The organism is Brucepastera parasyntrophica, from assembly GCF_022376835.1.
GTDB lineage: Bacteria > Spirochaetota > Spirochaetia > Treponematales > Treponemataceae > Brucepastera > Brucepastera parasyntrophica.
Genome location: NZ_CP084606.1, coordinates 591962 through 615709, shown reverse-complemented (window position 1 = coordinate 615709; position 23748 = coordinate 591962). Strand labels below are relative to the sequence as shown.

Below are 23748 nucleotides of genomic sequence, written 5' to 3'. Positions count from 1 at the left end.
AACTGCACATGACTGAGAAAATGGAAGAAGCAAAGGAGTATTTGATTTCAAAGGGTATTTTTGAGATAATACAGAAAGATGAATAATTTTAGCGGATTTCGTTTACAACAACATGGACTCTCACATATTTTTTTCAAGGATGGGAGATATATTCAGAATGAAAAAAACTACGCTTCAGGCGTTTCAAAATATATATTAGCGAAAAATGAATATACATTTTCTGCTATGTCATACGCGGATAATACACATGATATATTATCATTTCTCAAACCATTCCCAGTCAAAAAACAGCTTCCTATGTTTTCCTTCACAAATCCTGATACCATTTTTCCGGACACATTGCTCGCTGCCCAGGAAGAACAATTATTGGGGGATTTAAGTCTGTATATTTCCGAGAAGTATAAAGATATTGATTCCCATACGATACATTACTATAGAACGAGAGATAAAGAATGGGTATATGATTATATTTCTTCTGAAATCAAGTCTGTAGATTACTTTACTTATGGACTGCTTATTAACTTCCGGATAATAAAAAAGAAAACAGTTTATGACTCATTAAGTATAACAATACAATCTGATGAAAACGGATTATTTAGTTATGACAAAAACTTCTATATTGAGAAAATTGAAAAGGAAATTACAAAGCTTCACCGGATAGCCGACGCGGCGATTCCAACTACAGGAGTAAATACAATACTTCTTACACCTCAGGCCGCTTCAGTTTTTGTGCATGAAATATTCGGCCATCTGATGGAATATGATAATTACATTACACAGAATATTTATCAAAAAAATGATTCAGTAATACTTAATGAGAATATAAGCATTACTGATTACGCAAACAGCGCATTTGGACAGGCCTGCCCAACCCCGGTTTATTTTGATTCAGAAGGAACAAAAGCACGTGACGCAAAACTGTTTAGCAATGGCAGACTTTGCGAACAAATGAATAACCGATATTATTCTGAAAGAGATATTTTGGAACCAACAGGGAACGCACGTTCATCATTATACTCATCCAGTCCTTTAATACGCATGAGAAATACAGCCCTTGAGGTTAATCCAGAAATGGAACGGGATTTATCACAAATAGATTCCGCAATAGTTGTCGAAGATGTAAGTCATGGATTTGTTGATAAAAATGGGGTTATTGAATTAGGTGTAAATTTTGCTTATCAAATACATAATACTGAAAAAAGGTATCTGCGTAATTTTGCTATAACAGGAAAAATAGATGAACTGCTCAATTCAATTGCTGCTTCTGGCAATGATTTTGCATGGAGTATATCAAACTGTGGTAAAAACGGGAAAAGTATGTTTGTATCGCAAGGCGCGCCTTCTCTTTTATTAAAAGGAAATATCGTTGGGATTTAATGCTATTTTCAGAAAAAGACCATTCTTATTATTACCTTCCGGTGAAAAGCTTGATGTAAGCGATTCATTTCAGTTCAGTAATATGGAAGAAATAGTTTCCGGTGTAAAGCATGTTGATAAGTTGCTAACTATTCAAAACGATACAAAGCACATATATTTTTTGAACAAAAAAACAGGAAAAACTCAGCATTCAATACAGACTGAATCATTAACGGGATTACTAAATGATCAATTTGGATTTATTTTGTCAAAGCAATTATTTCTTTATAAGGTAAAATATTTTCATAAAGGAAATAGAGTATCAACATATACAATTAAAACTAAACTCCTTCATATATTGAACGAAATTCAGACAAGATTTCCAAACTTCAAGGATATCGAAATATCTCTGACTGGCAGAAATCGAGTATATGAAACATATGACATAAAAAAATAAATAGGAGTGAGCTGGTTTTTTATGAATTATTTCTGACTTTCTCTTTTCATTCTGAAGTTTTCTATTATACTTATTTGTTTTCTTCCTGCCCCGGAGAAATTGCAGATATAGGGAATACGGATTTTATTTTTCATTTATTATATATGAATCTGGCAATAAAACAGCCAGTAGAAAAAATGTATTCATTTATACTAGCTCCGAATGCATTAAATAACATTATTGGTTTTCTGCTGAGCAATTTCTCCCATGCAGAAAGCCTGAAAACATGGGATCTTAATAAGAAATACTTTGATGAGAAACTCACTATTATTTCAAATCCCTCAGATAACCGACATGTGTTATTTGATCAAATCGTAAACAAAGGTATAGCACCGGAAGAAGTCTTTATAATTGAAAACGGAATCCTGAAAAATTACCTATTAGATGAAAATGATTCTGACACATTACATATACCGTATTTAAATAATAGTTTTACACATCGTGAGGTTCAGCAAGGTTTTTCTTCGCTTGACGATATGGTCGCTTCATGCTCTGAATCTATATTGATAATAGAAATGCATGGTGAATTTGATCCGACTGGCTCTTTTTCCGGCATAATAAAACAGGGGTATTTCATAAAAGATGGCAAGATACATTACAGCTTGACCAACGTAACCATTAGTTTGAATGTATTTGATATCTTTAATGCCATTATTGATATATCAAAAGAAACCGTATCATTCGGCACGAAAATATTCCCCTATATTAAATTTAATGAGTTGTTGTTGGTAACAAATTAATAAGGGAAGTGTAAACCCAACTTGCTGCTTTCAAAAAAACATGGATAGCAAGCCACACTTAAAATTGACAACACTGCCACATTTTTTAACTTTATTACCCATTGTTTTTTTCAAATTCTACAAGTCCGTACCCTGCGCACTCAGGTATATCATTTTTATATGAAGTAATTTTCCAGTCCGGATATTCATAGTTTGCTAACAGTTCCTCCCAGTCGTTTACTGATTCCATTTGCACTGTTTGCCAGAGCAAAGAATCACCCGTTTTAAAATAAATGGTAAGGGACTTCGCTGTGATACGTAACAATTCAGATAAAGCAATTTCAGGTTTAACTGTCATTTCCCAGGCTCCGAATACAACAACCTGTTCATAAGCGTCTTTGTCGAAAAAGAGACATTCGAGCGTGTGACGGAGCCCCTTTGGATTAAATGCCGTGGTGGAAATAATATGTGCAGAATTTTGTGCTATAACCTCTGAAACATCCCCGGCAATAATCACTAAAGTTTCTTTTAAGTTTTTCCCCTGTTCTATGTTTTCCTTATAAAAGGACGCCAGTGAAGCGTTGTAGCGGGTTCGTGCTGATTCATCCGCATTTTCAAATTCCATCAGGACAGCAGCACTTTCAGATGAGGCTGCCAATCTCAGGTTTGAGGTTCGCCCCTGCATCAATTGGCGGTAAATATCGAGATGTGCTAATACACATCTCTTCCATGTCCATCCCCTGACCGCCAGTTTTCCTGCTTTTGCGATCGGTTTATACTTTTTGAAGTTATCAATAACTTCTTTCAGGACCTTTGCGATTCCGGGCGGGTCGCGGGGAATGTTTATGCATGTTTTACCGTTTACGGCATATTCATCCATGCCAAGTCCTTCCGTACACAGCAGCAGACAGCCGGAGGCCATTGCCTCAATACCGGTTAAACCGAACGGTTCATATTTACTCGGCATTACCATAATATGCGTTTCCGCATAGGCGCGGTACAGTTTTTTTCCCTGAAGAAATTCCACACGCGAGAATGCCGAAGTATCAACATCCGGGTGAATTTCTCCGTTTCCATATAAGCATACGCGAACATTTTTTGATTTCAGATATTCTTCACCCAGGATTGAAACGGCATGAATAAAATTCATAAATCCTTTCTGCCTGTTTTCAAATCGTCCGAAGTAGGCGACATTTAGCACATTTGAATCTTTTTTTTCATAGAAAGCATCCGCATTAAAGCCCAGCGGGGCCGATATCGGATAACAGGTCGGTGCTACATGCTTTATCCTTTTCCAGGCAAATCTTGAGTATCCTACGACTATGTCTGCGTTGTTCAGTGCGCATTGTTCGACTTTTAACTCGTGAAAATAGGTATTATCAATGTTGGCGATTCCCAGCATATCACAATACAGAAGATGGGAGGAGTAAACAACGTTTTTCTGAAAGCGGAATGGTAAATAGGTCTGTCGGTCATTACAGTGAATAATATCGGGATTGAATGTTTTAAAAACCGGTTCAAGCTGGGATCTGAATGACGCCGCGTTTTCAAGAATTGCGCCATCGAGTGAATTAACAACAAACTTCCGCTCCGGTGTAAGAACATAGTCTATGTCACCATCACATTCTGGAAGAGGTTTATTGGTAAGATGCAAATATACAGTCTTGACATTACAGTATTTGCGAAGTTCCCGTGTAAACTCACGGGTAAAAGCTCCAAGTCCGCCGTATAACGAAGCCGGATGTTCAGTTGTTATAAAAAGTATATTCATAATTTTCTGCCTTTATATTAATAGCTGTTAATAACTTCGAGAACATAATTCAGTTTGCATTCCAGATACTGGATGCGGGCTATATTTCTGTAACATTCCTGTAATTGAAGATTTAGTTCCGACAAACGTCCTTCACGGAACAGTATAACTGAAAGGTCATAGCGCTCTTCCTCAATTTTTTGCGTAAAAGCAGCCTGTTCCATGGCCCCTTCCAGTAACACTAGTATCTGTTTGCGGCTTTCAATTGTCTGGTGTTCTTCGAGTGTGAGACAGTATTTGTTCAGATCATATATATATATCTGTTTATTTTGTATTGTGAATTAACCGAATACCGGGCGTCCCAGGGTGATAAGGGAATATTGCATGAAACGGAAAAGGACCACCCCAACTCAGTATATCCATTCCAGAATCCTTTTACGCTTCGTAAAAAAGCGGGGGAATCTGTCATATCTGATGACGGATTAACAGAGAATGAATATTCAAATGTCGGAATGGATGTTATCGCGGACGCAATCGTTGTGTCTTTTGAAAGATCAAGCTTATACAATTCAACCATATGAGAAAGGCTTGTATTAATACTATATCCTTCTATATATTGCTCCCAATATGTGGTCCAGTCCTGTAAACTTATTTTCAGTGTCTGTGGATCAAGCCCAAGTAACGCTATCTGGTGACTTGCACTGAGCAAAGCTTTTCTGCTCTCAAGCAATTCATACCAGGAATCATGCCTTTTTTTATCATTAGCGGAAAGGTCAAGAAGCGATAACCGCCCATGACGGAAGAGTTCAGTATCATCTTCGGCCTGCAGCCGTAATAGCTCGTTCAGACGTTCCCGCACACTGCATAATTCATTCTGGATGAGCCAGGCATTTACACTGGATAAGGCGCGGGCAATACTTTTGTGCCGGGCTATTTCAAGTTCCGTTTCCGCTATGCGTTTTTGCATGGTGTACCTGTTCATAAAATTACTGAACGCGTCACCTGTTACCGAAGGCGCTGCAAAAAAGACGGGCATTGAAAGTGTCGCACTCCCTGTAGGTATATATGCGAATTTCAAATCATCGGTGGAAGCCATTTCAACTGATTGTTCCCATATAGCCGAAAGCGTCATTCCTGCCGGGAGTTTTTGTGAAAGGCCTGCGTTCAGGGAAAAGGTATGTGTTTTCGGATCTGTTTCATCATCAGTATATGTAACGGCAGGTGCGATAAAGAACTGCGGAATCCATTCAAATTTTGACGGCCGGATATTCAGTAATGACAGTTGGTACTGGTAAAATGAAGACAGATATAACGGATCATTCTGTGTTATCAGCTGTACATACTCAATATGGTCCTCGGCGGTATTTGATTCGGCTGACAGACTCAGAGGAAAAAGCAATATACACATAAAAAATATTTTTTTCATAACTCAATATCTATTTTCCTCAGGAGATAATTCAGAATAGTTTTTCTTTCAAGTACTATCCGCGCATCCACTTCAAGTCCTGTCCTTACCGGAAATTCATTTCCTTTCCGGTCAGCCATGGTCGTTTTATCTATATCGGTTATGACAGTAAAAAACAATTGTCCGTTGCTGTCTGCAGTCGCATCGGGGTTGACGGTCTGAATAATCCCGGTGGCTCCGCGGTATTCAAAATAGGGAAACGCCGGAAATCTCAGTTTTACAGTCATATCTTTTTTTATTCTTCCGGCATTTTTGGCCGGGACCTGAATATCAATTTTATATCCGGTTACTGAAGCCGGAACAATTTTAATTATTTCCTGCCCTGACTGCAGATAATCATCCTTATTGAGTGAGGATATTTCCAGGACAAAACCGTCCACAGGAGAACGCAGGGATGTCATATCAAGGTTAACCGTTGTCTGCGCCAGTTGGCTTTCAAGGTTTTCCTTTTCCACCAGCAGTGAATCCCGTTCCGATAATATTTGTGAAAGAAACTGTTTTTTATGCTTTTCAAGATTTATCCAGTATAATTCATTCTGATATTCGAGTTCCCGTATCCTGACCGGAGTGGTACCTGACGCCGGAATATTCTTTTCTTCCTCCCAGAGTTTTTGCGCCATTCTGGCTTGCGTCAACAGGCTCTTTTCTTCTATTAAATATAGCTCAAAGCGTGAGGCCGCATATGCGAGATGTTTCGGTATGACCGAATATCCGAGGTTATAACTTTTCACAAGATGTTCTGCTCCTTCAAGCCTGTTCCTGACATCCTGCAGCTGTGTTTCCAGTGAGCGCTTTTGGGCCTGTAATGGTTCCGGGTCAATTTGCAGGAGAATATCTCCTGCCAGTACTTCCTTTCCGGGCTTGTAGTGCAATTCTTTTATTGTACCGCCGACAACATTCCTGATCATTGACACATTTTCAGTCGGACGCACCACTCCCTGCGCCCTGACGACTTCCTCCATTGTGCCGAACACAATCCAGCAAACCGCAGCAACAATTACCGCAACTAAAACCCAGATACATATATGGAGCGCTGCCGGCTCGCGGCGTTTGAGAAGTTCCCTGCTGTAAATCAGATGTTCCGGCGGAACAACTTTTATCCGCCTAATCATTGTGCTGTGCGTTCCATAACTGTGTATATACCCCATCAATTGAAAGAAGGGCCGCGTGATCACCCTGTTCTACAATTTCACCATTTGCAAAAACAAAAATCCGGTCGCAGTGACGTATTGTTGAAAGCCGGTGCGCAATAATAATTGCAGTCATATCTTCAGTTACATGATAAACGGTATCCATGATTGCCCGTTCAGCTATGCTGTCAAGACTTGCAGTCGCCTCATCTAGAATCAGAATATTCGGTTTCCTGAGCAATACCCGGGCCAGGGCTATACGCTGCCGCTCACCGCCGGAAAGGGAGGAGCCTTTTTCCCCAATAACGGTCATATACCGGTCAGGAAGTTTTTCAATAAACGGATGGGCCTGGGCAGCTATAGAGGCTTTCAGAATTTCACGTATGTCGGTACCTTCCATTCCCCATGCGATATTTTCCCCGATAGTTCCGCTGAACAGAAGAATATCCTGAGGCACATACCCGATCAGGCGGCGGTATGATTCCGTATCCATATCTTTCAGCGAAACCGAATCGACACTGATATCGCCTTCCGCCGGCTGATAGAATTTCATCAGCAGTTTTACCAGCGTTGATTTGCCGGAACCGGACGCTCCGACAAAGGCTACCTTCTGGCCTGATTCAATTTCAAGATTGATATTCTTCAGGGTATATCCCCGAGTCCCATACGCGAAGGACATATTCTTTACGCTTATATTCCCGTTCAGGATCTCAGGCTTCATTATGCCAGGGTTCCCGTCCGTTTCTTCGGGCATATCAAGTATTTCGCTCAGACGGTCTGAAGCTACAAAGGCCTCCTGCAAGGATGGCTGCAGGGTAATCAGTCTGGTAAAAGGCCCGGTAAAATAACCGAGCAGTGTTACAAAAGAAATAAGCTGGCCCAGAGACATTTCCCCGTCAAGAATATACAGACTCCCGATCCAGTATATCGCCAGACTTCCAAGATGCGAAAAAAGAGTCTGCAAAGTACTTTGTATGTTCGACATTGAACCCAGTTTCATGCCCCGGTTAATGGAATCAACTATCCGTGTTTCAGCGCGTTCAAACGCGAGATCTTCAGTCGATAAGGCCTTGATGGTCGCGATGCCGTTAATGCTTTCCGCGAATGACGCCTGTTTTTCGGCGTCAACGACTGCCTTTGCTTTCAGTCTCGTTTTAAAGGGTTTCATAAAAAGCCAGGCAAGCAGTGTCGAGAGGATTATCGGGACCAGCGCAATCATAATAAGTTTTGACCCGAGCGTAAAAAGAAACAGACCGCCGAATATAAGCATCAGCGTGTCTATGACGAGTGTCAGGGTTGTCCCCGAGATCGCGTTCCGTACCGTGACCGTGTCACCGATGCGCGCGAGGATTTCACCAGTTTTCCGCTTAGCAAAAAAATCAATCGGCAGCCGCAAAATATGATTGAAATATTCAAATAGCAAAGAAGCGTCAATTTTGTTGCTCATATACATCATGAGCTGCGAACGGCAGAGATTAAGCAGGGCCTGAAAGATAATAACCAGAAGGTATCCCATGGAAAAAACTGTCAGGGCCCGGTTCATACTGCTGTATAATACTTCGTCTATGAGAAACCGGAAATAAAAGGCCGAAGCAACACCGAGAAGGCTCAGGACAAGACTGGCCGCAATGACTTCGACAAGGGTCCTGGTGTGCGGTTTAAGCAGATACATAAAACGGCCGAAAAGGCCCTTTGTTTCCTTTGTCTGCTCGAAATGTTCATTCGGAACAAGCAGAAATACCACCCTTGTCCAGACTGCATTGAATTGCTCATGGGTCATAGTGACAAGCCCTTCGGCAGGGTCTCCGATGAGGAGTTTCTTTTTGCCTGCTTTATGAATTACTACATAGTGATCGAGCACATCCTTGCGGACATGCGCTATAAGAGGCCACGGCACACTTTTATCAAGATTACGGTCTTTGACAATTACACCTTTGCAGGACAGTCCTAATCCTTTTGCTCCCTGTACAATACCAAGACCGGATGTTCCCATCTTGTCGGTACCTGACAATTGCCTGATACGGCTTATGGAGACTGTTTTTCCGTAATATTTTGCAATAGTAGCAAGACAGGCCGCTCCGCAGTCGGTTTCGTCATGCTGGAGTACAATACCCCTCCACAACATTTTTTCTCCTTATTTTGACTTCCTGAAGGACTTTTTTCATGTTTTTTGTTTTTCACTCTTCAGTGAGAGCGTTGCATAATTAGGTTACAGAATATCACCGGTTTTGGTGTATTGTAAACGGTTTTATTTCGTACTTTCCGGATATTTTCCATTAAAAAACACAAAAACAGCTTTTCACACTTGACAGGTTTCCAGAAGCTTTTTTATACTGCCCCTAATTATAGAAATGCCTGAATAATAACTATGTGTTTTACTTCAAAAAGCGCCGCCTGTCATTGAACAGCGCGCCCCACTGTTTTCGCTTCTTCTGATTTCACCGGTAATTATTATGAAGGCATTTGTATATCGCGAATACCAAAAAGGCATGTATAACGAAAAGCCTTTGGAATAAAGGCATAAGAAGGGATTCCGGAGAATCCTGAAAAAGGAGTGTGATGGATGAAAATGTTGCTAAAAAAAATCGTAGAAATGGAGTCATTTATTGAACATTACGGAGAACTGGAGCTGGAAGATCTGCTTGCGGTAAACGGAGGGTATTCATCGAGTTCAGGCGGAGGGAAATATTCGTCAAGCTCGAATATTGGCGGAGGCTCAGTGACTGTATCATCGAGCGGGTACAGCGGCTCAAGCGGCAGTGGATCAACGAACAACAGTACATCTGGAACAACGACCACCACGAGTGAGGCATCTCCGTCGTATTGCGCGCTGACGGGCGGGCTTGAAAACTATGTATATCCGGGAGTTGCGTCGTCAACATATGGGGCTGGATCAGGGTATGACGCGGCAACCGGAGGACTGGAACAGGAAACGGGCGAAGGAGAATCCGCTTCTGATTCATCAGGTACAGCAAACGATCCCTATCCGATACCGGATGCTCCTCGGAATGTTGAGGATACCGTTGATGGGACCAATTCTGAATATGAAGTGGGGATAACCTACATACCAATGGTAGATAAAGTGGATTTTTATTTTCTTAGTGGGGAAAAAGATGGTACAGTAGAAGCCACTATTTATGTGAAAGTAGCTGACGGAGATGGAAACGAATCCCTGATTACACAATATTATGCGAGTGATTATGGCGGCTTTGTCTATGGAGGAACAGCTAACCCCCCTTCAGATAATAATATATATGTCCCCAATGGATATAACTTTCTCGGAGCGTATGCCGATTATACGGTAATTACACCCGATGGAAGTACTGAAAGTGGTACCGTAGCATGGTGATTAGTAGTAGTAAGAGGGAAAATAACTTATGAAACAAAAAATGATTTATTCTATTTTCTTTTTTTTCATCTGTATTCTGTGTGGACTTTCTGCAGAAGATAATGGGTTTAAGTTACTGACTACGGAAGAAGCGCAGAATCTGGTAAGAGATCAGTCTGCTGCCTGCAATGAACTGGAACATCTTCGAAGCACCACGGAACTAGTAACGACCGACACCGATGAGGCCCTGTTTATTCTGCTGCCTGATGAAATGGTTGCTGATATTGTGAGCTATGAAAAAAATAAATTCAGTATCCGTATGCCTGGGAATACTCCTGTATTTGCACTGTGTGAGGGATCATTGATTAAGCCAGCATATGATAATATCGATGGAATTTTTGTACCTATACAAAGCAGAAACATTGTAATTTATTATATAAACCTTATGAAATCTATAGTTCCATTGTCTACTGGTATTGAAATCAAAGAGGGTGAACTAATAGCTTATTCAGGAAGGACAGGTGCCGTATTTGAGCATCAACTTGGCATCAGGATAGAAGTGGCGGAGGACAGTGACAGGGATTACACTATCTATCTTATAACCAGTAAATCGCTGAAATAGGGCATGACCTCAATAGTGTCATATATCAGGTTGTGCCACCGGATAACGAATAAACAGTTTTGAGGCTTCTAAACAACGCCATAGTATCAATTTCAGATATTATGGTGTTGTTTTTTCAAGAATCTAATTATAATAAAAGGAAGACCAATAATGAAAATGTTGCTTAAAAAAATTGTGGAAATGGAGTCTTTCATTGAACATTACGGAGAACTGGAGTTGGAAGATCTGCTTGCTGTAAACGGGGGATACTCGTCAGGATCAGGCGGTGGGTGGAAATATTCGTCAAGCTCGAATACTGGTGGAGGCTCAGTGACCGTATCATCAGCAAACTACGGCGGTTCAAGCGGAGGTTCAACGAACAGCGGCACAACCGGAACGGTCACCACGAGTGAGGCATCCCCATCATATTGCGCGCTGACGAGCGGGCTTGAAAACTATGTATATCCGGGAGCTTCGCCGTCAACATATGGGGCCGGATCAGGGTATGACGCGGCAACCGGAGGACTGGAACAGGATGCAGGCGTAGGAGAATCCGCTTCTGATTCATCAGATACAGCAACTGATCCCTATCCGATACCGGATGCTCCACGGAATGTTGAGGATACGGTAGATGGGACTAATGTTGAATATGAAATAGGGCTAGCCTATATACAAATGGTAGATAAACTAGACCTAATTGGACCAACAAATGGTTCTGTTACCATGGAAGCTACTATTTATGTGAAGGTTGCGGACAGTAATGGTAACGAGTCTTTGATTACTCAGTATTATTCAAGTGAAGCCGCTAGTGATATTGTTTATGCATCTGAAACTAATCCCGCTTCAAGTAACGCTATCAAGATCCCTGATGGGTACAGTTTTCTAGGCGCATATGCTGATTATACGGTAACTGCATTTGATGGGTCTGCCGAAAGCGGTACCGTATCATGGTGATTAGTAGTAAAAGGGAAAATAACTTATGAAACAAAAAATAATTTATTCTATTTTCTTTTTTTCATCTGTATTCTGTGTGGACTTTCCGCGGAAGATAATGGGTTTAAGTTACTGACAACGGAGGAAGCACAGAATCTGGTAAGAGACCAGTCTGCCGCGCGCAGCGAACTGGAACATTTGCGAAGCGAAACAGACACCAAAACAACAGAAGCATCTGAAGACCTGTTTGTCCTGCTACCTGATGAAATGGCTGCTGATATTGTGAGTTATGAAAAAAATAAATTCAGTATCCGTATGCCTCGAGGTATCCCTGTATATCCATTATGGGATGGATATACAGTCAGTTTACGTTATAGTATTTCTGATGGAAATTTTATAAGTATACAAAGTAGAGATATTATTATCAATTATACAAATCTTACACATATACTAATCTCGCGATCGAGACAAGATGAAATCAAATCGAGTGAACTGATAGCATATTCTGGAATGACCGGGACAATACTTGAGCCCCAGCTCGGTATCAGGATAGAAGCGGCGGAGGACAGTGATAGGGATTACACTATCTATCTTATAACCAGTAAATCACTGAAATAAGTCAGACCTCAATAGTGTCATATATCAGGTTGTGACACCGGATAACGAATAAACAGTTTTGAGGCTTCTAAACAACGCCATATTATCAGTTTCAGATATTATGGGGTTTGTTTTTTCAAGAATCTAATTATAATAAAAGGAAGACCAATAATGAAAATGTTGCTTAAAAAAATTGTGGAAATGGAGTCATTTATTGAACACTACGGAGAACTTGAGCTGGAAGATCTGCTTGCGGTAAACGGGGGATACTCGTCAGGCTCAGGGGGTGGCTGGAAATATTCATCGCCTTCGAACACAGGAACAACAACATCTAACTACGGCAGCTCAAGCGGCAGTGGATCAACAAACAGTAGTACATCCGGACCCACGACTACGACAAGTGAGGCATCTCCGTCGTATTGCGCGCTGACGGGCGGGCTTGAAAACTATGTATATCCGGGAGCTTCGTCGTCAACATATGGGGCTGGATCAGGGTATGACGCGGCAACCGGAGGACTGGAACAGGATGCAGGCGCAGGAGAATCCGCTTCTGATTCATCAGGTACAGCAACTGATCCCTATCCGATACCGGATGCTCCACGGGATGTTAAGGATACGATAGATGGAACTGATACCGAATATGATATCGGAATAGCCTACATTCAAATGGTTAATAAAGTAGATATACTTGGTCCAATTAGTACTTCCGTTGGTTTAGAAGCTACTATTTATGTGAAGGTTGCAGACAGTGATGGTAACGAATCTTTGATCACACAATACTATTCAAGTGAAGCGCCCGCCCTTATTAATGGCGGGGGACAAAACCCTGACGCAAATAATTGGGTGTATATCCCTAACGGATATACTTTTCTCGGCGCATATGTTGACTATACGGTAACTGCTTCTGATGGAAATTCTGAAAGTGGTACTCTGTCTTGGTGATCTGCTAGAACAAGGATTTAAGCCTATGAAACAAAAAATAATTCTGACAATATTTTTATTCATCTGTATTCTGTGTGGACTTTCCGCGGAAGATAATGGGTTTAAGTTACTGACCACGGAAGAAGCACAAAAGCAGATAAGAGATCAGGCTGCTGCCTGCAATGAGCTGGAATATCTGCGAAGTAATTCAGAATCTCTCATAGAGGATACGACGGAGCCCCTGTTTATTCTTCTGCCAGATGAAATGATTGCTGATATTGTAAGTTATGAGAAAAATAAATTCAGTATTCGCATGTACAATGGGAATCCCGTATATGCACTATCTGATGGTATTGTTTCTAGAGTACATTTTAATAGTTCTGATGGAAATTTTACTGCTATACAAACAGGAAATATTGTAATCAAGTATGTAAATCTTCGGAAAGTTGCAACTTTGTCTTCAAAAGGCACCACCATCAAAGTCGGAGATTTGATAGCGTTCTCTGGAGGAACAGGCGCCATATTCGAGCCCCAGCTCGGTATCAGGATAGAAGCGGCGGAGGACAGTGACAGGGATTACACTATCTATCTTATAACCAGTAAATCACTGAAATAGGGCAGGACCTCAATAAAACTATGTCAAGTCAAATGGATAGCAAACAGAGCGGCGAAGCTATTCTGTAATATCGTAGCATGGTGATAAGTAGTAAGAGGGAAAATAACTTATGAAACAAAAAATGATTTATTCTATTTTCTTTTTTTCATCTGTATTCTGTGTGGACTTTCCGCGGAAGATAATGGGTTTAAGTTACTGACTACGGAAGAAGCGCAGAATCTGGTAAAAGACCAGGCTGCCGCGCGCAGTGAACTGGAACATCTTCGAAGTACCGCGGAACTGGCAGCGACCGACACTAGTGATCCCTTGTTTGTCCTGTTGCCTGATGAAATGGTCACTGATATTGTGAGTTATGAAAAAAATAAATTCAGTATCCGTATGCCTGGAAATACACCAGTATTTGCAATATATGCAGGAAAGTCAATTAAATCAGTTTATAGCCCTATTGATGGATCTCAAGCAAGTATAAGAACAGGCGATATTGTAATTCGTTATATTTACCTTATGAGATCTATAGTTCCATTATCCACGGGTATTGAAATTAAAGAGGGCGAACTGATAGCATATTCAGGAATGACTGGGCCAATATTCGAGCCCCAGCTCGGTATCAGGATAGAAGCGGCGGAGGACAGTGATAGGGATTACACCATCTATCTTATAACCAGTAAATCATTGAAATAGGATCAGGTTCTGTAAAGGTTGTTTGAGAGGATCTAAATTATCATGAATAAAGCAAAACAGCTTCCTGTTATTCTTTTATTTCTCTGCCTGTCCCTGATCATTACAGCGGAACCAGTGGATATTGTCATCTTGACTGATACCGGAGAAAAAAAAATCCAGACGGTTGATTCGGAAGTAAAAACCTGGGGATTAGCCCAGACCGGAACAACAGGATATATTATTGCTGGTATTGAGAATCTTGAAGTACTTCCAGAGTTGGAAAATCTGGAATTTATAAATCTACGCGGAGTAAAGGATTTTTCATTTGTTCAGAAAGTAAAAAACTTGAAGAGATTGCATATAAGCGGCAGTGCGATAAATGATCTTACATTCCTTGAAAAGTTGACAAAACTGGAGTATCTCGGTCTGATTTTATCAAAAGAATCGGCCGCAATAAAAAAACTTGAGGTTGCGTCTGTCAATTTTTCCGCCCTCAAAAAAATCGCGTACATACAATTTATTTGCTCGGGCTATAAAAATCCGTCTGTTCCGAATTTTGTTAATGTTAGAAACAAACCATTTTTTGATTTAAGCAATAATCAGATTGAAACACTGGACCGTACGGATATTAAGCTGTTGAAGCAGTATTCAGGGATAAATCTGAAATATACCCCGGTAGCGGCGAATGATGTTGAGCGGGCAAAACTGAAAAAACTGCCTGTTCTGCTTGATGCGAATGATCCGGTTCCCGACTCTGCATTACGGGCGAAGCAGTGGCCGGAATGAAACAAAAAATAATTTATTCGATTTTCTTTTTTTTAATATGCATACTGTGCGGGTTTTCCATGGAAGATAATGGGTTTAAGTTACTGACTACGGAAGAAGCACAGAATCTGGTAAGAGACCAGTCTGCCGCGCGCAGCGAACTGGAACATCTGCGAAGCACCACGGAACTAGTAACGACCGACACAGATGAGGCCCTGTTTGTCCTGCTGCCTGATGAAATGGTTGCTGATATTGTGAGCTATGAAAAAAATAAATTCAGTATCCGCATGCCTGAAAATACACCGGTATATGCATTATGTGATGGATTTGCTGTCAAAAATCATTTCAATAGTAACGACGGAAATTTTGCGAAAATTCAAAATGGAAATATTATAATTTGGTATACAAATCTTACACACATTCTAATCCCTTCTGTTAATTCAGAGATTAAGGTAGGGGAGCGGATAGCACGTTCAGGAAGGACTGGCGCGATACGTGAACCCCAGCTCGGCATCAGGATAGAAGTGGCTGATGACAGTGACAGGGATTACACTATCTACCTTATAACCAGTAAATCACTGAAATAGGATCAGCGCTTGTATAAAAAACATGTCAAATGAATAGGTACCAAAAGAATGGCAAAGCTATTCAAAAGTATAGGATATGCATTACAGGCGAAGTAGTGGCCGGAATAAAACAAACCAGGATTTAGGACAATCTAAAAAACAGTGACATTCCCATGCGGAAGGCCTTTTTCCGGGATGTCACTACTTATCGGCTTAAATAAAGCTGATTGTGGTTATCAAAATCAACCATGTAAAAAACCACCAAAATCCCGTAAAAAGTGTGAGACTTTTGTGTAAGATTTTTGGCGGTTTTTTGGTGAAAAGCAGGGAACTCCAGGGAGTTATGGGGATATGCGGCAAACATCTTCAAGTCCAGTTCGCCGCAGAAAAATATCAGGATTTTAACCTGAAAGAACTATCCTGAAATGTTAGTTTACAGCATTTCAGGATAATTTTTGCCTGTATTTATGTAAGATTATTTGCCTGTAAAAGAATGAAAAATCGCTGCATACTCCTTTATGTACTTAACCGTAAACCTTACCGGCGGTTTTATTCCGGCTGAAAAAACAACATGTTCCTGTCTGAAATAACGAAAACCTTGCCTTAAAAATGGTAATTACGGTCATTCAGATTGCTTTTTTCGCTTTTTTTTTCTATTATTTGTATCATAACAGTATCAGAAAATATGTGATAACTGAAACACCATCCAAAGGAGACGTGTATGAAACCGATTATACGCATTGCTTTCTATGATACAAAACCGTTTGACCGTGTCTATTTTGAACAGTCCGCCAATTCGCCTGACTTTTCATCCGTAAAATTCGAATTTGACTTTATCGAAGGTAAACTGACTCCGCTTTCCGCGAAACTGGCAAAGGACCATGAAGTAGTGTGTGTTTTTGTCAATGACCATGTTACAAAGGAAATAGTGGACATCCTGTATTCGTCCGGGGTCAGAATGATTGCGCTCAGGTCTGCCGGATATAACAATGTTGATCTTGAGGCCGTATGGGAGAAAATCCATGTTGTACGCGTGCCTGCCTATTCTCCCCATGCTGTCGCCGAATACGCGGTAGCCTTGCTGCAAACCTTGAACAGAAAAATCCATTCGGCGTATAACCGGATCAGGGACGGCAACTTCCAGCTCAACGGACTTGTCGGGCGGGATCTGTACGGAAAAACCGCCGGTATTATCGGTACCGGAAAAATAGGAAAAATCTGCGCCGAAATTCTGAACGGTTACGGGATGCATATTCTTCTCAATGATTTGTATCCCGATCAGGCCTTTGCCGACCGCATAGGCGCAAAATATGTCGAACGCGAGGAACTGTACCGGAGTTCGGATGTTATCAGTTTGCATTGCCCCCTAACGCCGGAAAACTATCATATGATAAACCGGGACAATATCGCGCTGATGAAATCCGACGTTATTATTATCAACACAGGCAGAGGCGGACTGGTCGACAGTCAGGCAATGATTGAAGCCCTGAAAGAAGGAAGGATAAGAGGGGCAGGCCTCGATGTGTATGAAGAAGAAGACCAGTATTTCTTTGAAGACTGGTCGCTTGCTCCGATTCAGGATGATAATCTGGTCAGGCTCATACAATTTCCGAATGTTCTGCTGACTTCGCACCAGGCCTTTTTGACCAGCGAAGCGCTCGAAGAAATAGCAAGGACAACCCTGGAGAATATCCGGCTGTGGGTAGTCGATAAAAAACTCGCGAACGAAATATGTTATCAGTGTGATGAGCGCGGAAACAGGGATGACTGCAGGCGTGAAACAGACGGCAGCTGCTGGCCGGAAAAATAATCCATCAGAGTTTCTGAATGATAAAAAAACCGGTAATTGTTCTTTTACAAATTATGTTTCTTTCCCTGGTTATGCTTCCTGCTCAGGATGTTTTGCCGCCTGAGGAAAACACTCCCGGGCCGATATCCGGAATTTCTGAATCAGAAATTCCGGAGGAGGAAGAGATAACTGATGAACAGGATGAAGAAATATATTATGAAAAAAATTATGCGCTTTCTTTTACAAACGCAGCGTTCAGCAATATTGCCCTTCTGACTTTTAACCGCTATGCCCTGAATAAGGAATACGCGAAGATAAGCATTAATTCAATAATAACAAATCTTACCTCCCGGTGGGTATGGGATCAGGACGAATTCGCGGTCAATCATATAGGCCATCCGTATCAGGGATCATTTTATTATATAGCCGGTCGCGCCAACAATCTGAACTTTGCCGAATCACTTCTTGTTACATTATTCGGCAGCGTTATGTGGGAACTTTTCTGTGAAACGGAAACACCGTCGCTGAATGATTTGATCGTCACAACAACAGGAGCTTTTGCTTTCGGTGAAATGCTGCACCGTCTGTATATGGAAGCTCTTTCGGTAAATTTTCCGCTCGCATTTATTATAAGCCCCATGGATGCCCTCAACCGTCTTGTGTCAGGAAAAAATCCTCCCCGGCCGCCAAGCAGAATAACAGCCGCTTCATTTTATTTCGGTGCCGGGCCTATCATTGACAGAAACGAATTTGACAGCAGCAGAGCGGACGAGGAAAACAGATATTCCATGGTTCTTGAAGCCGGATATAATCTTGTATACGGAGAACCTTACGGATTGAGTACAAAGGAACCCTTCAGTCATTTTGAACATGTTCTTCAGGCCGCGGTTTCATCACAGTATTATTCCGTGTCCCTTTTTTCCGATGGAATACTTTTTTCCTTCGCGCCTTTCTATAAACCTGAAAGGGAAACTACTTTGGGCGCCTCCCTGCATTATGATGTTATTTTCAGTAAATACATAAATTTTTCCGCCCATTCAGTCGGTTTTACAATGAAGCAGAAATATGAGTTCAGCAAAGATGCGGTCCTTGCCTTAAGGCTGCATGCGAACTGGATTATAATGAGTGCCAATGACTATTTTTACCTGCGTGACGGGTCCTTCCCTGATCCTGATCCCAGAGTCGAGAGGCGTGATTATGATCTGGGAACAGGGGAGGGCTTTAAATTTTCCCTGCATTTTTCCCAGCCTGTTTTCGGGACTATCGGTTTTACCTTTATGTTCTACGGACTTCATACTATTCCGGCTTCAGTCCCCGACTACGGTTCCGAAGGATACACAATAATTAATATCTCGAATCTCAGTTATGAACATTTGATAACGAAAAAAATTTCGCTCGGACTTTTAAATTCACTGTATCACAAATATGGTTTTTATAATAATGCACCGAACATACATCATCTTGCTTTTTTTTCTACAGTTTATTTCCGGTACATTATCCGGTAACATGAGGTAAATAATTCATGAAAAAATTTGAAAGAGCTTTTTTTATTTTGATTTTGCTTTGTTCAGGTTTTCTTTTATCTGCCGAAACTGCGGACTCTGCGCCTGTTCAGCCCGGAACTGAAACAGCGGAAAACGTAATTGATAGTTATCCCGGATCCGCTGTCGCGGATATGCAGTCCGCTGACAAAAACTACCTGCTTGCCATAGTGAATTCCCAGTTCAGTAATCTTTTTTTGTTTTCAGTAAACAGATTTATCGGCCGTACGGAATTCTCGAAAATTTCCATCGGATCAATCAGGGAAAATTTTTCAAATCCCTGGCAATGGGACCAGAGCCAGTTTGTTACAAACCAGCTTGGGCACCCTTATCAGGGGTCGTTTTACTATGTTGCGGGCCGGGCAAACAATCTGAATCTGTATGAGTCGGCGCTTCTTACAGTGGCCGGAAGTCTTGTCTGGGAAATCGGCTGTGAAAGAAGCCGGTCTTCACTTAATGATTTGATTGTTACCACTTTCGGAGGAATTTCTCTGGGTGAAATCCTCCACCGCTTATTTCTGGAAGTGTACTATGCCGGCTCACCGCTTGCCTTTATTCTGAGTCCCATGGACGGATTTAATATGCTGGTCTCCGGCACAAAGCCTCCGGATCCGGGCAGGAAAATCCACTCCCTCTCCCTGACTGCGGGCGGCGGTTACGCGCTTGCGGAAGGAATACAGCCTGACGCCGGAATGCTGCACATGGGAACAATCAGGACAGGAGTTGAAGTAGTTTATGGTTCCCCTTTTGACACCGGGGTTCCGGTCAGGGATCCTTTCAGCCATTTTGAGCTGACCTTGAACGCAGGGGGCGGGTATCCGCTGTTTTATGACGTGCAGCTGTTTACCGACGGAATGCTTTTTTCATTTGTACCTCTTACTTCTTCCGGACATAAGGCAAATATTGGGATGAGTCTGCTCTTTGACTGTATATGGACGGGGAATGTGAACTTTTCTTCTGCCGCCCTTGCCGCTACAGCAAAATACAGATATGACTTTACGGAAACCGTTTTTTTTGAATCACGTTTTCATGCCGGCTGGATGATGCTGGGCGCTTCTAATATGTTTATTGATGATGAATCGGCCGTCAGGAATTATGGAACCGGCTGTAATGTGAAGATGGATATCGCTTTTTGTTTTTCACGGTTCGGCACCCTGCGCATTACCGGACTCTGGTATGGTATGGTTATGATAAATACTGAATATACTTCATACGGTGATATGGTTTCCTGTACCTATGCGAAGGCCTCCTATTCGATACCTCTTACGGATAAAATGGCCCTGGGAATATCCGATACCTTTATCTGGGAAGAAAGCTTTTTCAGCAAGTACAGCAGCGCGCGCCGGTGGACAAATTCCGCGGACCTGTTCCTCGAATGGAAGCTTATATAGAAAATACAGCGCCGCTTTGCGCCTGGCCGGTTTTATTCAGAATATCTAATACTGTTAGATATTTTTTCTGTGTAACCCAAATAATTTTTAAAATATGTTTACTGTGGTTTTTAACCCTGAGCAGATATATATGCGGGCTTTGAGAGTTTTATCTAACGCTGTTAGGTAATTTTTTCTGTATGATCTGAATTTACCTAATACTATTAGATAATTATCACAAAGGTGCGCGGCAGGGCTATTTTTGTCTACCGTTCAAATAATGCGACTATGTTCGCGGTCCGCAAAAAACATTTTCCGGTATTATGCCGCCGGGTTACCGCACAGCGGAAATTTGAATTTTCCGTTTTTTTCACTATATTAGATAATATGAAGAATATTTCGGAATTATCAATACTCAAACTGGTTACCATTATTAATTTTGTTTTCGCCGCCATAGGTATTGTACTCTCCTTTTTTTCACGTTCGTCGTCAGTTCTGTTCGACGCGCTGTATTCTTTTGTATCAAGTTTTTTTACCATTATCTCAGCCAGAGTTGTAAAGCTGGTAACAAGCGCTGAAAACCGTGACTACCAGTTCGGCTACGGTTCTTTTGAACCCTTCTTTATTATAATCAGAACAATGGTTATTCTGGTTATTTATGCGTTTCTGCTCGCGAATTCAATTTCAATTATCCGGCACGGAGGAAACAATGTTGATATTTCACTGGTAATGGTTTATACCATTGTTTCCCTTATTATCTGTTTTGTTATTTCAATGGCGCTCAGGCGGATTGCCCGGAAGCAGAAATCCCCTTTGCTGGTCGCCGAGTACCGGAGCTGGATCAATGATACCCTGCTCAGTCTTTCGGTTTTTGTAGCGTTTTCCCTGATAGTGGTCCTGCGCCGGACATCGCTGAATTTTATAACGCCCTATATTGATCCTGCCATTACCATTCTGCTTATTCTTTTTATGCTTCCGACGCTTATCAGTCAGTTTTTTACCAATTTGCGTGAACTGCTTGTTGCCGCACCTTCGCCTGAAATCCAGGATAAACTTGATCATATTATTGAACCATATATAGAGAAATATGATTTTGCGGGTTTCCAGGTATATTCGACCAAACGCGGCAGGAATCTGTATATGGTAATTCATATTTATATGAAAACAGATTCAACTGTGCGGCGCCTGGATAAAATAAGAAAGGCTATAATAAAGGATATAAAAAAATTCTGGCATTTCAGTGATATTGATATAATTTTCACTATTGATCCGAGCTGGATCCCCCTGTCTGTCCCTGTAATTCCGGCGGAGACCCCGGTTATTGCCGTGGAAATTGCCGATGAAAATGGTGATAAATAGATATTTTTTTATCAGTATAATAGGCTGACCCCGCCGTTTTTCCCGGTTCCGGGGAAAGATTCCTTTTTTATTTGTATGGAAGGGTTTTACTTCTTGTTCAAAATTGCAAAAAGGGATAAGATACAGGTACTTCTGGCGCATCAAGATGGAATCAACCATCGTGAAGCTCCCGCTTTCAGCCGCGCGCCTGGGTTGTTAATTGCGGAATACTTTGCATAGGGAGATTGCCATGATCAAATCACCGCTTAAAACGTATCTTTCGGAAACACCTGCCGACAGAATCAGTACCGCCTTTACCGCTTATATAGCGAATCTTGAATTGACCGCCGCGGTCGGCCCGGAAATCGCCGCCTCCATTGTCAATGAGATTGAAAACCAGCGGAGCCATCTTAAGCTTATTGCCAGTGAAAATTACTGTTCACTGAATGTGCAGGCGGCAATGGGTAACCTGCTCACTGACAAATATGCCGAAGGTTTCCCCGCGCACCGTTATTACGGCGGCTGCGCCAATGTTGATGCCGTGGAAACCTCCGCTGATGAGGAGGCGAAAAAACTGTTCGGCGCGGAACACGCCTATGTTCAGCCCCATTCCGGAGCTGACGCAAACCTTGTTGCGTATTGGGCTATCCTGAATCATAAAATTGAAATGCCCGAGCTGGAAAAACTTGGAGAAACAAATGTTTCAAAACTGACTGATCAGCAGTGGGCCGAACTCCGTGTAAAACTGGGCAACCAGAAGCTTCTGGGACTGGATTATTTTTCCGGCGGGCATTTGACCCACGGATACCGGCAGAATGTATCCGCCCGGATGTTTGACGCTTACACCTATACCGTTGACCGCGGGACAGGACTTCTGGATTATGACGAAATTGAGCGGCGGGCCATGGAAGTGAACCCCCTTATTCTGCTTGCAGGATACAGCGCCTACCCCAGGGCAATAAATTTCCGGCGGTTCAGGGAAATAGCCGATAAATGCGGCGCGGTCCTGATGGTCGATATGGCGCATTTTGCCGGACTCGTTGCGGGAAAAGTCTTTACCGGAGATTTCGACCCTGTAAAATGGGCCGATGTGGTAACAACGACCACACATAAGACCCTTCGCGGACCCAGGGGAGCCATGGTTTTGTGTACGGCCGAATATGCCGACGCGGTAAACAAGGGCTGTCCTCTTGTACTCGGAGGCCCGCTTCCCCATATTATGGCCGCAAAGGCCATCGCATTCAAGGAAGCCGCTTCCCCTTCATACAAGGAATACGCGCGGAATGTGGCCGCAAACGCGAAACTGCTTGCCGAAGAGTGCATTAAACTTGGAATGAAAATACAGACAGGAGGGACAGATAATCATCTGATGCTTCTTGATGTAACAACATTTGGTCTTACCGGCCGCCAGGCCGAGGACGCAATGTCGGAATGCGGCATAACGCTGAACAGAAACAGCCTGCCCTTTGATCCGAACGGTCCCTGGTGGACGAGCGGTCTACGCATAGGAACCCCGGCGGTTACTACTCTAGGTATGGGCGCACAGGAAATGAAACAGATAGCTGGTCTTCTAAAGCGAGTGCTGGAAAATTCAAAACCCGGCATGACTGATAAGGGTACTCCCTCAAAAGGCCGCGCGGTAGTGGATGAAACGGTAAAGTCTGAAGTCCGCGCCGAGGTCGATAGTCTGCTGAAAAAATTTGTTCTGTATCCTGAACTGGATCTGGACTTTCTCAAAAAGCTTTTGTTGAATAAAATACTCCGCCGCAGAACAGCGGGGTATTAAACCCTCGCCGCGAATAAATTC

21 protein-coding genes are annotated in these 23748 nt (G+C 42.1%); 16 read left to right on the top strand and 5 right to left on the bottom strand.

Annotated features, from left to right (window positions below):
- The first annotated feature begins 78 nt into the window (after positions 1-78).
- The 3 genes from K7I13_RS02925 (at position 79) to K7I13_RS02915 (ending at position 2592) form a co-directional block, all read left to right on the top strand.
- Positions 79-1377 carry a metallopeptidase TldD-related protein gene (locus K7I13_RS02925; protein WP_255947813.1) on the top strand — a complete coding sequence of 433 codons (1299 nt, stop codon included), beginning with the start codon at positions 79-81 and terminating at the stop codon, positions 1375-1377.
- Positions 1367-1813 (top strand): hypothetical protein, encoded by a 447-nt coding sequence (locus K7I13_RS02920; protein WP_255947812.1) that lies wholly within the window; start codon positions 1367-1369, stop codon positions 1811-1813. The genes K7I13_RS02925 and K7I13_RS02920 overlap by 11 nt, the downstream gene beginning before the upstream one ends.
- A gap of 143 nt (positions 1814-1956) precedes the next feature.
- Positions 1957-2592, top strand: coding sequence for a metallopeptidase TldD-related protein (locus K7I13_RS02915; RefSeq protein WP_255947811.1), 636 nt, complete (start codon positions 1957-1959; stop codon positions 2590-2592).
- 94 nt (positions 2593-2686) lie between these two features.
- On the opposite strand, the gene K7I13_RS02910 is transcribed toward K7I13_RS02915, so the two are convergent.
- From K7I13_RS02910 to K7I13_RS02890, 5 genes are all read right to left on the bottom strand, one after another.
- Positions 2687-4342, bottom strand: a complete 1656-nt coding sequence (locus K7I13_RS02910) for a glycosyltransferase family 4 protein (protein WP_255947810.1) — start codon at positions 4340-4342, stop codon at positions 2687-2689.
- Positions 4343-4359: 17 nt separating this feature from the next.
- Positions 4360-4545: a hypothetical protein gene (locus K7I13_RS02905; protein ID WP_255947809.1), complete on the bottom strand. Its 186-nt coding sequence runs from the start codon at positions 4543-4545 to the stop codon at positions 4360-4362.
- A gap of 77 nt (positions 4546-4622) precedes the next feature.
- Entirely contained in the window at positions 4623-5747 is a 1125-nt protein-coding gene (locus K7I13_RS02900; RefSeq protein ID WP_255947808.1) for a TolC family protein, read from the bottom strand.
- Positions 5744-6898 carry an HlyD family secretion protein gene (locus K7I13_RS02895; protein WP_255947807.1) on the bottom strand — a complete coding sequence of 385 codons (1155 nt, stop codon included), beginning with the start codon at positions 6896-6898 and terminating at the stop codon, positions 5744-5746. Before K7I13_RS02895 ends, K7I13_RS02900 begins: the two co-directional genes overlap by 4 nt.
- A complete protein-coding gene (locus K7I13_RS02890; protein WP_255947806.1) occupies positions 6891-9041 on the bottom strand; it encodes a peptidase domain-containing ABC transporter in 2151 nt (716 codons plus the stop codon). Before K7I13_RS02890 ends, K7I13_RS02895 begins: the two co-directional genes overlap by 8 nt.
- A gap of 438 nt (positions 9042-9479) precedes the next feature.
- On the opposite strand from K7I13_RS02890, the gene K7I13_RS02885 reads away from it, so the two are divergent.
- The 13 genes from K7I13_RS02885 (at position 9480) to K7I13_RS02825 (ending at position 23727) form a co-directional block, all read left to right on the top strand.
- Positions 9480-10265 (top strand): hypothetical protein, encoded by a 786-nt coding sequence (locus tag K7I13_RS02885; RefSeq protein WP_255947805.1) that lies wholly within the window; start codon positions 9480-9482, stop codon positions 10263-10265.
- A gap of 28 nt (positions 10266-10293) precedes the next feature.
- Positions 10294-10866, top strand: coding sequence for a M23 family metallopeptidase (locus K7I13_RS02880; protein WP_255947803.1), 573 nt, complete (start codon positions 10294-10296; stop codon positions 10864-10866).
- A 180-nt stretch (positions 10867-11046) separates the two neighbouring features.
- The gene (locus K7I13_RS02875) at positions 11047-11799 is read left to right on the top strand and encodes a hypothetical protein (protein ID WP_255947802.1); all 753 of its coding nucleotides are present in this window, start codon (positions 11047-11049) and stop codon (positions 11797-11799) included.
- Positions 11800-12546: 747 nt separating this feature from the next.
- Positions 12547-13317, top strand: a complete 771-nt coding sequence (locus K7I13_RS02870; RefSeq protein WP_255947801.1) for a hypothetical protein — start codon at positions 12547-12549, stop codon at positions 13315-13317.
- Between the two features lie 25 nt (positions 13318-13342).
- On the top strand, positions 13343-13912 hold the full coding sequence (locus tag K7I13_RS02865) for a M23 family metallopeptidase (protein WP_255947800.1): 570 nt from the start codon (positions 13343-13345) through the stop codon (positions 13910-13912).
- Between the two features lie 330 nt (positions 13913-14242).
- Positions 14243-14593 carry a M23 family metallopeptidase gene (locus K7I13_RS02860; protein WP_255947799.1) on the top strand — a complete coding sequence of 117 codons (351 nt, stop codon included), beginning with the start codon at positions 14243-14245 and terminating at the stop codon, positions 14591-14593.
- A gap of 42 nt (positions 14594-14635) precedes the next feature.
- Positions 14636-15358: a leucine-rich repeat domain-containing protein gene (locus K7I13_RS02855; RefSeq protein WP_255947798.1), complete on the top strand. Its 723-nt coding sequence runs from the start codon at positions 14636-14638 to the stop codon at positions 15356-15358.
- The gene (locus K7I13_RS02850; protein ID WP_255947797.1) at positions 15355-15924 is read left to right on the top strand and encodes a M23 family metallopeptidase; all 570 of its coding nucleotides are present in this window, start codon (positions 15355-15357) and stop codon (positions 15922-15924) included. Before K7I13_RS02855 ends, K7I13_RS02850 begins: the two co-directional genes overlap by 4 nt.
- A 700-nt stretch (positions 15925-16624) precedes the next feature.
- Positions 16625-17713 carry a 2-hydroxyacid dehydrogenase gene (locus tag K7I13_RS02845; RefSeq protein WP_305118715.1) on the top strand — a complete coding sequence of 363 codons (1089 nt, stop codon included), beginning with the start codon at positions 16625-16627 and terminating at the stop codon, positions 17711-17713.
- Positions 17714-17730: 17 nt separating this feature from the next.
- On the top strand, positions 17731-19197 hold the full coding sequence (locus K7I13_RS02840) for a DUF3943 domain-containing protein (RefSeq protein WP_255947795.1): 1467 nt from the start codon (positions 17731-17733) through the stop codon (positions 19195-19197).
- Positions 19198-19214: 17 nt separating this feature from the next.
- Positions 19215-20624 carry a DUF3943 domain-containing protein gene (locus tag K7I13_RS02835; protein WP_255947793.1) on the top strand — a complete coding sequence of 470 codons (1410 nt, stop codon included), beginning with the start codon at positions 19215-19217 and terminating at the stop codon, positions 20622-20624.
- Positions 20625-20990: 366 nt separating this feature from the next.
- Positions 20991-21962, top strand: a complete 972-nt coding sequence (locus K7I13_RS02830; RefSeq protein WP_255947791.1) for a cation diffusion facilitator family transporter — start codon at positions 20991-20993, stop codon at positions 21960-21962.
- Between the two features lie 232 nt (positions 21963-22194).
- Positions 22195-23727: a glycine hydroxymethyltransferase gene (locus tag K7I13_RS02825; protein ID WP_439647472.1), complete on the top strand. Its 1533-nt coding sequence runs from the start codon at positions 22195-22197 to the stop codon at positions 23725-23727.
- Positions 23728-23748 lie beyond the last annotated feature (21 nt).